This is a genomic window from Streptomyces griseoaurantiacus (assembly GCF_036189845.1).
Taxonomy (GTDB): Bacteria; Actinomycetota; Actinomycetes; order Streptomycetales; family Streptomycetaceae; genus Streptomyces; species Streptomyces griseoaurantiacus.
In genome coordinates this window covers 40,681-56,386 of sequence record NZ_CP108327.1, presented here as the reverse complement: position 1 = coordinate 56,386, position 15,706 = coordinate 40,681, and the positions used below count along the sequence as shown (strand labels likewise).

General features: G+C 70.1%; 9 protein-coding genes. 3 read left to right on the top strand and 6 right to left on the bottom strand.

Going from position 1 to position 15,706, the window contains the following annotated elements; genetic code table 11:
- Nucleotides 1–17 precede the first annotated feature (17 nt).
- From OHB09_RS32790 to OHB09_RS32780, 3 genes are all read right to left on the bottom strand, one after another.
- Nucleotides 18–1,256 (bottom strand): protein kinase domain-containing protein, encoded by a 1,239-nt coding sequence (locus OHB09_RS32790; protein ID WP_328923162.1) that lies wholly within the window; start codon nucleotides 1,254–1,256, stop codon nucleotides 18–20.
- Between the two features lie 171 nt (nucleotides 1,257–1,427).
- On the bottom strand, nucleotides 1,428–1,628 hold the full coding sequence (locus tag OHB09_RS32785; protein ID WP_328923161.1) for a DUF397 domain-containing protein: 201 nt from the start codon (nucleotides 1,626–1,628) through the stop codon (nucleotides 1,428–1,430).
- On the bottom strand, nucleotides 1,625–2,497 hold the full coding sequence (locus OHB09_RS32780; RefSeq protein ID WP_328923160.1) for a helix-turn-helix domain-containing protein: 873 nt from the start codon (nucleotides 2,495–2,497) through the stop codon (nucleotides 1,625–1,627). The genes OHB09_RS32785 and OHB09_RS32780 overlap by 4 nt, the downstream gene beginning before the upstream one ends.
- Nucleotides 2,498–2,662: 165 nt before the next feature.
- Between OHB09_RS32780 and OHB09_RS32775 the strand changes: the two genes are divergently transcribed.
- The gene (locus OHB09_RS32775) at nucleotides 2,663–3,139 is read left to right on the top strand and encodes an ATP-binding protein (RefSeq protein WP_328923159.1); all 477 of its coding nucleotides are present in this window, start codon (nucleotides 2,663–2,665) and stop codon (nucleotides 3,137–3,139) included.
- Nucleotides 3,140–3,410: 271 nt separating this feature from the next.
- Here OHB09_RS32775 and OHB09_RS32770 read toward each other — a convergent pair whose 3' ends face one another.
- The 3 genes from OHB09_RS32770 to OHB09_RS32760 all read right to left on the bottom strand — a co-directional run bounded on the left by OHB09_RS32770 (nucleotide 3,411) and on the right by OHB09_RS32760 (nucleotide 10,966).
- Nucleotides 3,411–3,692, bottom strand: coding sequence for a hypothetical protein (locus tag OHB09_RS32770; RefSeq protein ID WP_328923158.1), 282 nt, complete (start codon nucleotides 3,690–3,692; stop codon nucleotides 3,411–3,413).
- Nucleotide 3,693: 1 nt separating this feature from the next.
- Nucleotides 3,694–8,889 carry a DUF6531 domain-containing protein gene (locus tag OHB09_RS32765; protein ID WP_328923169.1) on the bottom strand — a complete coding sequence of 1,732 codons (5,196 nt, stop codon included), beginning with the start codon at nucleotides 8,887–8,889 and terminating at the stop codon, nucleotides 3,694–3,696.
- A 1,327-nt stretch (nucleotides 8,890–10,216) separates the two neighbouring features.
- Nucleotides 10,217–10,966, bottom strand: a complete 750-nt coding sequence (locus OHB09_RS32760) for a transposase family protein (protein ID WP_328923157.1) — start codon at nucleotides 10,964–10,966, stop codon at nucleotides 10,217–10,219.
- Nucleotides 10,967–11,546: 580 nt separating this feature from the next.
- Here OHB09_RS32760 and OHB09_RS32755 point away from each other — a divergent pair.
- Both OHB09_RS32755 and OHB09_RS32750 read left to right on the top strand, forming a co-directional pair.
- Nucleotides 11,547–13,040 (top strand): hypothetical protein, encoded by a 1,494-nt coding sequence (locus tag OHB09_RS32755; RefSeq protein WP_328923156.1) that lies wholly within the window; start codon nucleotides 11,547–11,549, stop codon nucleotides 13,038–13,040.
- A complete protein-coding gene (locus OHB09_RS32750) occupies nucleotides 13,033–15,702 on the top strand; it encodes a hypothetical protein (protein WP_328923155.1) in 2,670 nt (889 codons plus the stop codon). Before OHB09_RS32755 ends, OHB09_RS32750 begins: the two co-directional genes overlap by 8 nt.
- The last annotated feature ends 4 nt before the right edge of the window (nucleotides 15,703–15,706 follow it).

Below are 15,706 nucleotides of genomic sequence, written 5' to 3'. Positions count from 1 at the left end.
GTCACCGGAACCCTCGCTCAGAGACCGGGCTGCGCGGCGTACCGGCTCCGCAGTTCTTCCGCCACGCGCAGCGACGCGGGCGGCCGTCCCGGCTTCCGGGGCACGGGCACGGACACGGGCGCCTCGGCCACCGGGGCGGAGGGCGCCGTACCGCCTGCCGCCGAGCCGGGCGACTGCTCGGGTCCAGCGACTCCGGGGGCGTCCTCCGCCACTTCTCCGCTTTCCGGGTCCTGCGGGTCTTCCGCGTCCGCCGTGACCGGCTCCGGCGCGGCCGGTGGGGGACCGTCCAGAGGGCTGTCCGGCTCGTCCTCGCCGAGTTCGACCGCCTGCTCGGCTATTCGCCTCCACACCGCGGAGGGCGGCTCGTTCCCGGGAGCCGGCTCCTCGGCGTCCGTCGCGGTGGCGTCGATCAGGGCGTGCCGGGCCGCCATGGGGGACAGCCCCGCCGCGGACAGCACGCTCGTGCATCCGGCCATCACCGCGTCGAGGGAGGGACGGTCGGCCGGGTCGTGCGCCAGCATGGAGCCGATCAGCGGTTCCAGGGCCTGCGGGAGGCCGCTCAGGTCCGGGGCCTGGTCGGCGCTGGCGACCTGCCCGACGATGGCCTCCCAGCGCGCCCCGTCGTAGGGGTAGTGCCCGGTGGCCGCGTACAGCAGCACCGTGCCGAGTCCGTACACGTCGGCGGACTCCTTGACCTTCGTCTGCCCCAGCGCCTGCTCGGGCGGCATGCAGCGCACGGTGCCGATGATCATCCCGCTGTGGGACAGCGTGTCCTTGGCGGTGTCGAGGAACGCCCCGAGACCGAAGTCGATCAGGATCGGGCCGTACGCCCCGAGCATGACGTTCTGCGGCTTCAGGTCCCGGTGGAGCAGCCCCACCGCGTGCACCGCCTGCAGCCCTTCCGCCAGCAGGGCACCGAGGCTCGCCACCAGGGGAGCGGACAGCGGACCCTTCCCGTTGACGTACGACAGCAGGGTCTGGCCCGGCACGTACTCCATGGCCAGCCACGGCCGTTCGGCGTAGGGGTCGGCGTCCAGGAAGCGGGCGACCCGGTTCGTCCCCACGACCGTCCTGGCGATGAGGGCTTCCTTCTCGAAGCGTGCGCGAGCGACCGGGTCCAGCCGGTCCGAGCGGATCAGCTTCACCGCGACCGGGTCGCCGGCGGGCGAGAAGGCCAGATAGACCTCACCCATTCCCCCCGAGCCCAGCTCCCGTTCGACCGTGTACCGGCCGATCTGTCCGGGCACCCCGTTCATGAACCGTGCGCATCCTCTCGCCCGCCGCGCGTCCCCCCGAGCGGCCTTCACAGGTCCTACACCCTAGTCCCAGAGCTGAACCGGCGGGACCCCCCGTTCCGCCATTCAACGAGCGTAAAGGCCGCATCGGCCGCCGGTGGCGAGTACCGCAGGGTGACCCCGAGGGACAGGTCAGACTCGGCCCCGCCCCAGACCTGCGAGGAAACCGGACCATGCACTGCGGGGGAAGGCGAGCCGAGGCCCGCCGCGGTCCTTGGAGTCGCGGACGTGTATGGAGGTGGCGTCGGGGGCGACTTCGACGCATTCGCCGCCCTCATCACCGCTGTAGCTGCTCTTGAACCAGGTGAGCCGTGCCGGCTGTTCGGTGTTCATAGGTCTCCCAGCATCTTCTCGATGAGGCGCAGGGATTCGCGTGGGGTGAGCGCCTGCCCTCGGATGCTGCCATGTTTCGCGGCCAGGACGCGTACCTCTTCCGGGTCAGTGATGAGGCGACTGATGTGCTGGACCTCCAGATAGGCCACCTGCGGCTTGCCCTTCGGGGTGAGCAGGGTGAAGGGGCCGCCCATGCCCGCGTGTTCTTCGCTCGCGGTCGGCATGACCTGGATCTCCACGTGGCGCAAGCGTCCCGCCCGCAGCAGTTGTTCCAGTTGCCCGCGCTGTACGTCCGGCCCGCCGAAGGGATGGCGCAGGACGCTTTCCTGGATGGTCGCGCTCACGGTCGGTGGGGGCCACCGCGTCATGAGCTCCTGGCGAGCCATCCTCGCCGTCACCCGTTGCTCGATGGTCTCCTCGTCGAAGAAGGGCTGTCGGCTGGTGAAGACGGCACGGGCGTAGTCCGGGGTCTGGAACAGGCCGGGTACTGCCTGATTGGCGAAATAGCGCAGCTCCACGGCCTCCTGCTCCAGCCGCGCGTAGTCCCGGAACCACTCCGGATGGCGGACCCGGCGCCGCGTCTTCGCCCGCTCCACGTCCTCCGCCGCGGATGCCAGCAGGCCTCCGCACTCCAGCAGCCGGTCGACGGCGAGGAGCAGTTCCGGCTGGGGGGTGCGCCGGGCCCGCTCGACCGACGAGATCGTCTCCTCGCCGTACCCGAGCCGGTCGCCCAGCTCCTTCTGGCTCAGCCCGGCCCGCTCCCGGGCGACCCTGATCTGCCGGCCGAGGGCGCGGAACAGGTCCGCGACCTCGTCGGTGCCGTCCGCCTCGCCGCCCGTGGGGACCCCCGTGCCCGGCTGCGCCGTCATACCGCACCACCACCCCTGTTCTCGTGCGCCGGGGACGAACCGACGACAGCGCGGGCCGGGACACGGCCGTACGCCCGTACATCCCACCGTCCGCGCCGGGACAGTCACCCTGCGTACCGCCCGGACCACTCCACACGGTAGGCCGTCTCGATCACGCTCGGTGAGGTGAATCAGGAAACAGTCACCGCACCCGGTGAACCGACCGTCAACACGAGCCACTTCCGCACCCTGTTCCCCACCACGGCGCGTGGCGCGCACGGCGCCCGCCACGCCGCGGAGCACTGGCTCGCCACGCAGCAGCAGGAGCAGCCAGAGGCGGCCGTCGCCGACGACGACACGGCCACGGCGTCCCTCCTCATCGCGGAACTCACCGCCAACGCCGCCGTGCACGGCCGTGTCCGCGGCAGGAACGCACGCCTCGCCCTCACCCTGACACCCACCACCCTGCGCATCGAGGTCACCGACGCGCGGGGCGACCGCCTTCCCGTGCGGCCCTCCGAGGCCGACGCCGACGGCGAGTCCGGCCGCGGCCTGCTCCTGGTCACCGCGCTCGCCGACGCCTGGGGCTGCGAACCCCACCACCCGGGCGGCAAGACGGTGTGGGCGGAGTGCGGCAGGAGAGACGCAGGGGGAGGGCGGTAGGCGGCAAGGGGGCGTGGATACTCCCTCGCGCATCCGAGGGCGCGTCTCGTTTCACCCACTTCGCACAACCGGCAACGCCGCCTACCACTTCACACCGTGGCGTCTGCACCCGGGAGGGCTCGGGCCCTGAAGCCCGTCGCCGGGATCACCGGACAGCCCTCAGCCCAGCGAGGCATCGCGGCCCAATGCGTCGACTTGTCCCCCTACTCCGCGGGTCGGTCTCGCCTCGTTGTCGGCGAGACCGACCCACAGACCGTGGATCATCCCGAGCTCAGAGCAAATCGCGCTCCATGAAATCCTCTGTCTCCTCGAGGCTGAGGAAACGACAGGATCCGGTGTTCAGGTCGACAGCGACTGGAAGGTTACCCCCGAGTTGCATGTCTTCATTGCCATGGTCGAGGTATTCGACGTTGTCGTACGGAGCGATGAACTGCTCCTGGTTCGTGAAGCAGTATTCCGGGATGATCCGAACATTGGATGACGGCCCCCAGGAAGTGCTTTCTTCCGCCAGGAATCTCGCCGCTTCGCGCACTGCTTGGTCCCGGTCGAGCATGTCAATTGGTCCTCATGAGGTAGTAGTCGCGGTAGCTCGACTTCGCCGGATTGGCCTTCCCTTGCTGGAAGTCGAGGAACACCACTTTGCCATCGATGTTGGCGACGTTGAAGTAGTGTCCGATTCCCTTCTTCGGCCAGGCTCCCACTATGGCCCGCGCGCCTGGTCCCCAGCGCAGGACGTCGCTGACGACCACATTCAAGCCGCCGACCTTGCGGAAGGAACGGCCTGTTATGGCCGACACCTCGGCTCTGGTCATGGGGCGGTCAGCCCCTGGGACCGAGTTCGGGTTGCGTCCGGCCATGAGGTCGTCGCCTGCGGTAGCGCACAGTCCGCAGTTCATGTTGCCGCCCTCAGGGTTGATGCGCTGCTTTGAAGACGGGGTTTCGGGGGTGTAGTAGGGAAGTCCGAAGCGCGTCGAGCCCGGTTCACCGTAATAACGGCCACCGCCAGGCGCGACGGCTGCCCTGCGCCACCCGGTCAGTCCGCCGACGCCGGTGAGGACGATCTGTTGGGTGAGTTCGTCGGCTGCCTCTGCGTACAGGTCGGCGAGGGCGTCGCAGCCCTGTTGGCGGAACATGTTCTCAGCGCGGTAGAGGCGGTAGGCGGGGCGGACGGGGAGGTACTTGTCGACGAAGGCTCCGGCGCCGCCGTTCTCGCCGGTGAACGCGTCGTGCGCGTCCCCGAGGAACACGAACGGTGACTTGACGACGTCGGCGAAGGCGTCGCCGAAGATGCCGAGCACCTCGCCGATGCTGCCCACGTGGCCGTCCGGGTCGTCGGGCGACAGCCCGCTGGGGTCGGTGTACAGCGTGGGGGCGTTGTTGGCGTAGGCGTAGGCCGAGACATACGGGTTCGACGTGTCGGGGGTTGCGGGGTCTCGGCGGTTGAAGCGGCCGGTGGTGGTGTCGTACTGGCGGGCGTTCAGGTCGAGGTTGCCGGTGGTGGTCTCGTAGCGGGCGCCGGTGTAGGAGGGGGTGCTTGCGGCGGCGCCGCTGGTGGTGGTGTTCAGTACCCGGGTGCCGTAGGGGTCGTAGGCCCAGCGCTGGTAGAGGGTGCCGGTGCTGCCTGCGACGTCGACCGGGGAGCCCTGGGTGTCGTGGTGGTAATAGAAGAGCGAGCCGGTGCCGGTTTCGGTGGCGGTGGGCTGGCCGAGGGGGTCGTAGCGGTAGGACTGCTTGATGGCCCAGGCGCTGTCGTACTCGGTGGCCAGCAGGGGCAGGGGGGCGTTGGGGTCCCACTGGGTGCGGTTGGTGACCGTGCCGTCCTTGGCCGCGGTGACCTGGTTTCCGCCTGCGTCGTGGTCGTATGTGTAGCTCGCACCCGCGACGGTGGCGGCGGAGATCTGCCCGGCCAGGTCGTAGGTGTAGGTGTTGTCGCCGGCCTTGGTCTGGTTGCCTTCGGCGTCGTAGCCGTAGGCGGTGGTGGTGGTGCCGGTCGTGGTCGAGGTGAGCTGGTCGGCCGCGTCGTAGGCGTAGGCGGTGGAGGCGGTTCCCAGGGTGGAGGTGAGGCGGTTGCCGACCTTGTCGTAGGTGTAGGAGGTGGTGCGGCTTGCGGCGCAGCCGGTGACCCAGGGCTGGGGGTAGCAGCCGGAGGTGAGGCGGCCTGCGGTGTCGTAGGTCAGGTCGTAGCCGCCGGTGCCGACGCCGGCCCGGGTGACGTCGACGTGGGTGGGCAGGCCCGCCGCGGAGAGGGTGAGGGCGGTCTTGGTGACCGTGGCGGATGCCTTGGCGGAGGTGACGGCGGTGAGGCGGCCGGCCCGGTCGTAGGCGCGGTCCTCGGTTTCGGTGTTCGGCAGGGCGGACCTGGTGAGGTTGCCTGCCGGGTCCCAGGTGTAGGTGGTGGTCTTGCCGTCGGCGGCCATGGTGGTGGTGCGGCCGTCGTCGTCGTAGGTGTAGGTGGTCGTGTTGCCGTCGGAGTACTTGCGGGTGAGCATCTGCCCGGCGGCGTCGTAGGTGTAGGCGAAGCCGCGGGTCTTGGTCAGGTTGCCGACCGCGTCGTAGCCGAAGTCCTCGGAGATCTTCGAGTTGGCGCGGGCGGTCATGCGTCCGGCGTTGTCGTAGCCGAAGGTCACATCCGGTGTGGTGTCCGAATAGTCGATCTTGGTGAGCAGGCCGCGCGGGTCGAAGGCGTAGTTGGTGGAGCCGCGGGGGGTGGTCTTCTTGACCAGGTGGCTCTCGGCGTCGTAGCCGTAGGACGTCACCCGGTCCAGCGGGTCGGAGACCGTGGTCAGGCGTCGGGCCGCGTCGTAGCCGTAGGTGGTGGCGTGGGCGTTGGCGTCGGTGCGCTTGGTGAGGTTGCCGACCGCGTCGTAGCCGTAGGTGGTGACCGCGCCGTCGGGGTCGGTGACCTTTGTCAGCTGATCGAGTTTGTCGTAGCCGTACGAGGTGGCCCGCTTGTCGGCGTCGGTCTGCTTGGTGACGTTGCCGACCGCGTCGAAGGCCGTGGTGGTCACACCGCCGAGTGGATCGGTGACGGTGGTGGGATTGCCTGCCGGGTCGTAGCCGTAGGTGGTCGTGTACTGGGCGGGGCTGGCGCCGGTGGCGTTGCCGCGCGGGTCGACCGTGGTGGCCTGGCGGCCGTCGTCGTCGTAGGTCCAGCTCTCCTTGCCACCCAGTGGGGAGGTGGTGCTGAGCAGGTTGCCGTCGGCGTCGTAGGCGTAGGTGGTGGTCTTGCCGAGCTGGTTGGTGCTGCCGGTCAGGCGGTTGTTCTTGTCGTAGGTCCGGGGGAGGGTGTGGCCGGCGGCGTCGGTGATCTTGGTGATGTTGTCGTTGGCGTCGTAGGCGTACGTGGTGGTGTGGTGCAGAGGATCGGTGACCACCGAGGGGCGGTTGACCGCGTCGTAGGTGGTGGAGGTCGACGCGCCGGTCGGTCCGGTGACCTTGACGGTGTTGCCCGCCGCGTCGTAGGCGTAGCTCGTGGTGTAGGCGGCGGGATCGGCGCCGGGGGCGTTGCCGCGCGGGGAGACGCTGGTCAGCAGGCGTCCCGCCTTGTCGTAGGTGTAGGTGGCCTTGTTGCCGACGGCGTCGGTCTCGGCGGTGAGGTTGCCGTTCGCGTCGTAGGCGCGGGTGACGGACTTGCCCGTCGCGTCGGTCGTTCCGGTGAGGTGGCCGGCGTCGTCGTAGGTGTAGGTGGTGGTGTTGCCCTCGGGGTCCCGCGCGCTTGTCAGCTGCTCGGCACCGTTGTACTTGTAGGCCGTGGTGCGGCCCAGTGCATCGGTGGCCGAGCTGAGCAGTCCGCGCCCGTCGTAGACGTACGTCGTCGTGTAGTCGGCCGGATCCGCACCGGCGGCGTTGCCGCGCGGGTCCGTCTTGGACAGGATCCGGCCTGCCTTGCCATACGTGAACGTCGTCTTCTCGCCCAGCGGGGTGGTGACCGAGGTCCGGTTGCCGGAGGCGTCATAGCCGTAGGTGGTGACCTTGCCGCGGGGTGTGGTCACGGTCGCGATGGCGCCCAGCGCGGTGTACGTGTAGGCGGTCTTGCCGCCCAGTGGGTCGGTGGTCGAGGTCAGCTGGTTCGACGCGTTGTACGTGTAGGTCGTCTTGTTGAGTCGGCCGTCGGTGTGGCTGGTGATGTTCCCCGCGGGGTCGTAGGTCCAGCTCTCCTTGTAGGAGAAATCTGACGGCGCACTGCGGGTGAGCATCCTTCCGGAGCTGTCGTACGTCATCGACGTGGTGTTGCCGCGCTGGTCGGTGATGTCCACCGGGTTCAGGTAGCGGTCGTAGTCGTACGTGATGCTCTCGCCGTACGGGTCGATAGTCTCCATCAGAACGTTGGCGGCGTACACGTCGGTCCAGATGCCACCGTCTGGGGCCGTGGTGTGCGCCTCGCTCTTGCCGTCCCAGGTGAAGGTGGTGATCTTCCCGTTCGGGTCGGTCTGGGAGGTGATGCGGCCCGCAGCGTCGTAGGTGTTCTTGACCTTGCCGCCCGCCGGGTCGGTGTAGGAGGACAGCCGCTTGCCCGCGTCGTAGGTGTACGACGACGACTTGCCGCCCGGGTCGGTCACCGAGGTCAGCAGACCGTTGGTGTAGCCGTACGAAACCGACGTCCCGTCCGGCAGGTTCACCTTCGACAGCAGCCCGTCGGCGTCGACCGCGAACGTGCTGGTGCGGTCCGCCGCGTCCTTGACGGAGGCGAGCTCACCGGAGGCGTAGGCCAGGCTCAGCCCTTTGCCGGCGGTGTCGACCACGGCAGTGAGCCGGCCGCTGCTGTCGAAGGCTCGTTTGGTGTGGTCGGGTGTGGTGAGGGTGTAGCCGGTGCCGCTCTTGACCAGCTTGGCCGTCGACGCTGCCGGAGTGGTGTACGTTCCGTCACTCGCCTGCGGGAACACGAACGACGCTCCGTCGTCCGCCTGGTAGGTCGCCTTCCCGTCGGTGATCGTCAGCTTCACGTCGAAGGGTGTCGCCCAGCCGCGCCCCAGCAGGCCGGCCGCACTCGAATCGGAGCGGTAGGTGCGTTCCAGCGCCAGCGGCACACCGGGACCGGTCAACGACGCGTCGGTGAGCTGTTCGTGGAACATGCCGGTCGCCGTGTTGACCGGATCCGCCCGGTCGGCCTGCGCGTAGCACGTGCAGATACCCGCCTGCGCACCCGGGATGCCCGGCGTGTAGAAGGCCTCCACCCAGGGTGAGGTGGTTCCGTTCGGGCTCGAGCTCCCGTCGGTGCCGTCCATGAAGATCCAGGCGTAGTACTTCTTGCCGTCCTCGAGAATCCCGCCCAACTCGCCGCCGGCCCACCAGAAACACTCATCTGCGGCGTCGGCGGGGATATTGCTGTCGGTCCACCAGCCGTAGCACCAGGCCCCGCTGTCCGGGGTGTCACCACGGGGATCGTCCGTGGCTTTCTTGACCTCCTGCTGAAGGACGAATCTCCCGTCCTCGTCGATGACGTACAGCCACAACCCGGAATACGAGGCCGCGGTCCCCGAGCCGAACTGCAGATGCCCGCCGATCGACAGACTCCCCGGATACGCCTCGGCCCACGACGACACCCATGCCGGATCAGTGGCCGACGCGGCCGCCAGCGCTCTGGGCGCCGCGCCTTCCTCGGCCGCGGGGCCGTGCTTGGCACCGTCCCCCTTCGGGCGGCCGTGGGGCTTCCCCTTCGGCTTCTTACCGGGCGTGTGCATGAAGCCGCGCATCGGCGAGAGTTCGTTCCCGGATGCCTTCACTTGCTTGCGGCGCTCGGCCAGCGACATGGCCTTGGGCGGCTTGGGCAGATCAGCGGCCGTTCTCACTCCGGTCTGCCCAGAGGCGGCTGACGGCAACGAGCCCGGCCGGTCCCGGGGCGACGCCCACGACGGCGCGACGCCGGCGACGACCAGGAGTGCCAGGGTCAGGGCGGCTATGACAAGTCTTCGCGCTCGTGTGCGCACAGTGCATCACCCGTGGAGTGGTAGGGAAAGAGGGCCGGATGATGCTTGATCCACAAGGAGCAGGAAATAACGCGTCACGGCGAAACCGGCTGGAACGATTCGGTGACGAAGCGTGAGATGATCGTCCGCTTCCTGGTCGCATGCCCAGCAGGGAAGATATCGCCATGCGTATTGGCGTGAAAACGATCACGCCAGTCGGGAAAGGCGCATTACATCGTTCACGGTTTCCGGTGAACAACAGGAAAAGGCTGGATGTTCGGAAGCATCATCGGCTGTTCGGGATAAGTGTCCCTTGACCAACCGCTGTCCGCGGCTCAGCGCCACAGGTCCCGAGACGGCGGTGTGAACGCGGCAAGGCCGAGACCCTTCTCCTGGCCTGGCGCTGCAAGCTCCTGCTGGACAGCCGGACCACACGCTTCGGCGGAAGCGCGATCTGCCAGGGACAGTTTCGAAGGCATGGGCTCTCTGCCCTCCGCATGCCGAAGCGGGGGTCGGCAGACGGCCCCGTCAGAGCCTTCCGCAAGCGCTGACGGCCGGTGTGACATGCCTTCACCAATGCCGAGACAGTCCTCCGTCCGTGCCCGACATCCGCTGCGAGCCTCCTCCGCGAAGCCAGAAGGCGTCGAGACGTTCCTGCGCTGAGCGGTCTCACTCGGTAGGATCCTGACGCTATTTCAGGCGAATAACGGGGGGCATCGGGAGTCGGGATCGGGAGCCGGTGTGGGGCAGTCGAACTGTTCGCCGAAGGCGGCTGGTTCGGCGAGGTCTGGCATGCCGCAGAACCTATCGCGAAGGGCTTTGTGCGAAAGCTGTTTTGCGAGAGGTTACGAGAACGAAGATCGGGGGCAAACCGGACACGGTCCGGCGGGAATTTCCGGTCCCTCAGAACTACTCATTTCTGCGAGCCGGACCCGGGGGCGTTCGCTGCGAGCCAGCTCCGGATGTCTCTCGCCTCTCGCATACGCCCGAGCCTCAGGAGCAGGTGCGCCTGCAGGCCCAGCACATTGCGGAGCGGTGAAAGGGGATGCGTGGGAGCGGCTGACACGAGCCGGCGGTAGATCTCTACTGCTTCCCCCGTAGCTCGCAGCGCTCCAGATAGGTCCTGCTGTGCTTCATAGCGCACCCATGCCCAGTTGGTCAGTGAGCGTTTTCAGCGTTGCTTCTCCAGGGTGAGGACGGCCTTGGTGATGACGCTCATGCGGTTGGGGCTGATGCGGGATCTGCGGAAGATCTGCCAGGACTTCAGCCGTGCCATGCCTCGTTCGACAGGTGCCCGGGCCGCAGACAAGGCCCGGTTCTCGGTCCGCTCGGTGAGGGTGAGCTCACCGCCTGGCGGGCGGCGTTTGGCGGTGGTGACCCAGTCGCCTGCACCGATGTAGGCCATGTCGGCGAGGATCGGGACGCCCTGGCGCGCACAGATCCGGAGGATCTTGTGGGTGCGGGCGGCCGTCAGATCGTGGGTCCGGCCCGGCAATGCCGGCGACAGCCACAGACTCTCACCGGCCGGGTCCGTGACGACCTGCACGTTCACCCCGTGCCGCTTGTGTTTCGAGGAGTAGTCGGCTCTGCCGTCGCCGACGCGGTCGCACTCGGCGAGCGTGCCGTCCAGGAGGACGAAGTCCGGGTCGTGCACGCGCAGCGTCTTCAGCAGGCCGGGGGCCTGCTCGGCGAGCAGACCAGTGACCGCGGTGACATAGGCGTGGGCGGTGCCGACGGATATCCCGAAGGCTCTGGCGATACGGGCGAGGGTGTCATGGCGGCGCAGGTACACGAGTGCGACCAGCGCACGGCGGTGCGGCGGGAGTTTGCACCGCCGGTCACCCTCACGGGTGACGATGAGCATCGTGACCCACTCGACCAGGGCGTGGGGCAGGTCGAGTCCGGCAGGATACGGAACCAACAGGGCTCCTGTGCTGCTGAGTTGAGACGTCGAACACCTCCCTCAACGGCACGGGAGCCCTGTCCGTTGCGCACCCCGACCTCACACCGCCTCCGTCACCCGATCAGTGGCCACGCTGAAAACGCTCAGTGTCTTTACCTGATTTACGCCCAGCATCGCCGCCTGGTTCCTGCGCGCCGCCGCATCGGCGGTGGCCCGCGCACCGCTGACACCGAGTCGGCCACGGCCACCCCCGGGAGCGCGACCGGCCTACGGACGGCGCCCGGACAGGCCCCGCCGACTGGCGACCGCTGTTGACGCAACTCTGCAGGCGATCAGGGACGAAGCGCCCCGGACTCCGCGTCGGCAACCGGACGTCATCGCGCATCTGACGCAGCGGCTACGGAGATGCCGGAGTTGGGGCAGAATGACTGGCCGAAGTCATCCGCTGTCGGAGCGTGTTGGGGGAGAAGCGTGCGGAGGAGTGGAGCCGGGGGAGCGGTGATGCGGTCGGTCCCCCTCGTGGAGCGGAGTCCGGCATCGGGCCCGGCGGTCTCTCCGTTCTCGCGGCCCCGTGGCTGAGCCGACGGCCGCTCCGCCCGTGGAGGTATCCGGGGTCGGCGCCGTGGAAGGGCCCCGGTGGAGCAGCCCGGGGCTGGACGTCGCCGCGGGGCGTTATCCGCTGTCGGTGGAGCGGCACGTGATGCGCATGGCCGACCACCTCGTGCCGGGAGTGACCACGGTGACTCCTCATGCGCGCTACTACGCCCTGCACGCTCTGGTCGCGGCGCACGCCGAGGCGGCGGGACTGACCGCTCCGGCCGCCCAGGAACTCCTGCGCCGTGCCGAAGTGGCCCTGGCAGCGGTGTCGTTCACCCATCGTTCCCCCGCGCACGAGTGGTTGCCACACGCTCACGGGATCGACGCCCTGGCCCAGCGGCTCCGCTCCGGATCGGTCGCCGTGGCCGAGTCCGCGATCCCCGGCAAGAGTGGCTATGTGCGCAACGCATGGGGCTTCTGGGGTCCCTACGCCGGGTCCGAGACGGTGCTCGGCATCCTCGCTCCCGGCCCCATGCCCCTGCCTGGGCCAGGGCTCGACGAGGCTGCCGTCCGTGACGGTCTGGGCGAACTGCTGGACCTGGCTGCGGAGGAGACGCTGCGTGTGGAGGATCTCGCCCCGCTCGGCGACCGCCTGTGCGTGTGCGCGGGTGGCGGCCGCTCCGACGGGACGTGGCTGGCACGCCTGATGTGCGGGTCCGACGCGGCCGGCGCGGAATCCCGTTCGACGACACGACGCCAGACGATCCGGTTGCTGGCACGAGTGGTCGACACGCACCGCGTCGTGCGCTTCACCCGGGACGTCGGACACGCGCTGGCCTTCGGCGACTTCCTGACCACCGATGCCGTGGCCGGCGGTATCGAGGTGGCGCCCGCGTGGCGGGGAGTGGTCCTGCGGAACTACTCGGTCGGCGCCTGGCGCCGCCTGTGGTCCTGGCTCGTGGAACAGGTGGAGGGAATGGTCCAGGTCGAGGAACTGGCCGACCGCTTCGCCGCGGAACTGCCCGACGTCACGGTGGCCGCGTTCCTCTCGTCGCTCCCCGCGACCCGCAGTACGGCCGGTGCGCCGCTGCCCGCCGAGCACACCCTGCGCCTGGCGGACGAACCCCTGCCCCTGACCGAACTCCGAGTGCTGGCGGTCGGGGCACGCCGGGCCGACGAGCTCACCGGCCGGGTCCGGGACACCTTCCTCGGCCCGCGCGGTGTCGAACTCGGTCCCGAGTGGGTCGCACGGTGGTTGGACGAGAACAGACCCGCGGCATTGCGTGACGCGGCCCGCCGTCTCGTCCACGTCCTGGTGGCGCGGTCCCAGCGGGTGGCGCGGGCCAAGGCCCGGCGCCGCCCCGACGGCTCTCTGTGGCTGCCGACCCGCCTCCACGAACGCGGCGGGTGGCTGTACCGGACCAGCAAGGAGGGCCGCGGTGACGTGGGACTGCGGCTGGGCCAGCTGAGTACCGTCCTGGCCACCTGCGGTGTGCTGCGGTACCACGACGAATGCTGGTCGGTGACCGGCTTCGGGAGGGATCTCGTTGACTGACACCGGACCGGCACCGGCTGCCGTGGAGGCGCCGTCCGCGCTCGCATCCCCGCTGACGCTCGTCCTCGAGGAGGAGCGCGGCGGCGGGCACGGCCTGGAGGAGGCGCTGTTCCTCAGCTTCACGGCCGACTTCGGTTTCTTCGAGGAGATCGCCCTCGGCGTCACCCAGGCGACGGGCGCGCGCGTCACCGTGGTCGGGGACGTGGCCATGGCGCGCAACGACCCCCGGTCCGTGCGGCGGGCCGGACGCAGCTACCTGGCGGGCCTGGCCTACGCGGGCGGGCCCGCGTTCCATCCCAAGCTGATGGTCCTGGCAGGGCCGGACCGCGCCACGATCGCGCTCGGCTCGGGCAACACCACCCTGGCCGGCTGGCAGGCCAACGCCGAGCTGTGGACGGTGCTGCGGGTGCGCGGTGACCAGAGCCCCGCAGCGGTCGCGGACCTGTCGGCCTGGCTGCGCGGCCTGCCGGAGAAGGTGCGGTTCTCCGCCGGCGTCCCCCAGGCGCTGCAGCGGGTCGCAACCCTCCTCGACCGGCTCCACCGCGACAGGACCTCCGTGGACCGGGACGTGCGCGCCGTGCACAGCCTGCACTCGCCCGTCATCGACCAGCTGCCCGAAGGGCCGGTCGACGAGCTCGCCGTGTCCGCTCCCTTCCACGACCCGCACGCCCGCGCGCTGCGACGGGTGGTCGAGCGTTTCCGCCCGAGCCGGCTGACCGTGGCCTACCAGCCGGGACTCACCGACCTCCACGGCCCGTCGGTCGCCGACCTGGTCCGGGAACACGGCGGCCGGATCATCAGCGACAACGAGCAGCGCTACCGCCACGGCAAACTCGTCGAGTGGACGACCGGCGACCAGCGCTGGACCCTGACCGGCAGCCCGAACCTCTCCGCCGCGGCCCTGCTGCTCCCGCAGGGCCGCGGCGGCAACTGCGAACTCGGCCTCGTCGCCCCCTGCACCACCACACTCCTGCCGGACGGCACGGAAGAACCCGCCGCCCGGCTGCGCGCCGCCGCGACCCTGCCCCGCCCGCGCGAAGCCGGCGGACCGCTGCTGCTCGGGGCCGTACGGGTGGCCGACGGTCTGGAGGTGAGCCTCGCCCGGCCGCTGCCCCACGCGACCCGCCTGGAGCTGTCGGCGGCCGCGGCCCCACCGGAGTCCTGGGAACGCATCGCGGACGTCCCTGCCGACCGGGCCACGATGACCGTGACGGCTCCGGCCGACGCGGGCAGCCGCGTGCGCCTGGTGGCCTTCGACGAGGCCGGCGCCCCGAGATTCGGCAACACGGTGTTCGTCGTCGACGCCGACCGCGTACTGCGACGCACGGTCCCCGGCCAGGCCCGGACACCCACGACACAGCCCTCGGACCTGTTCGAGGATCCCCGGCTCGCCGAACGGTTCCTCGGAGACCTGGAGACCCTGCGGACAGCCCTGACCCCGGCGCCGGCGGCCGCCGCGGCGACCGGCAGGGCTGCCGGCGCGGACGCGGAACCGCGGGCGTCGGGTGACGAGGGCGGGTGGCAGAGCTACCTGGACGAGTGCGCGGGACGCGTCGGGCACCCCCTCGCGCGCTTCGCACTCGGTGTTCCGCCGCCCGCCGCAACGGGAGCCTCCTTCACGGACCTGCTGACGGTGACCTGGGACGAGCGGTTCACCGACGACATCGAGCCGGCGCTCGAGGAGGACGACACCGAGACGGTCGCCGCGGAGCAGGACACCGAAGCGGTCGGCACGGTGACGAGCGCACCGTCCTTGCCCGACCTCCGCATGGCCGGGCAGGAGAACCGTCGCAGGTACCGCCGCTGGGTCGAACGCCTCGTCGAGCTGGCTCCCCGCCTGGACCCGCCCGAGCGGATGCTGGCCGTGCGTATGACCCTGTGGACCGCGGCCGCGGGCGCGTGGCCGCCGGCCGACACCGACTGGCTGCCCCTGCTCTCCCAGTCCCTGCGGGCTCTGGTGAAGCACGCTCTCCCCGACCGGCTCGAGCCCCAGGTCGGCAGCCTCGCCGCGGTCGCCCTCGCCGTGCTCCGGAGCCATGCCCCACGCTACGAGGTGACCCCACAGACCCTTGCCTTCACCGAGGCGTCCGCGGCGGTCGGGCACCTCCTGCCCGCGGCGGACGCCGCCTACGTCGCCGAGTACGCGTCCCTCCTCGAGACCGCCTTCGGGCCCGCCGTGCACCCGGAGGCCGTGCTCGCCGTGGCGGCGGAGGTCGTCCAGGACGATCCCCTCGACGAGGCGGTCTCGGCCCTGGCGGAGAAGGGACGCGACGTGCACCGCCACGGCAAGCTGTTGCTCCACGTCACCGGCCGCTTCAGCAATCCCGGCCTCGCGGCCCTCGAAGCCGTCGGTGCCGCCGAGGACGCGCCCCTGGTCGGTGCCTGGGCCGGCGACGGTGGCGACGGCGGGCCCTGGGCCCTGGTCGTGTGGCGTCGTCCCGACCTCGTCGTCGTCGACGTACGCCGGACCGTCCCCCTGTGGCGGCACCACAGGCTCACCGGGCTGGTGGGGCCCAGGGCCCTGGCCGCACAGCGCGGCTTCGGATCCGTGGCCCCGGTGCAGCACGGTCCCCGCAACCAGCCGTTCGGCCTCGCCGAACAGGTCCTCGCGGAGCTGGGGCTGCCCGGTCCCCGCCCGCCGGGCTGCGGCGAGAACGCGTGAAGGG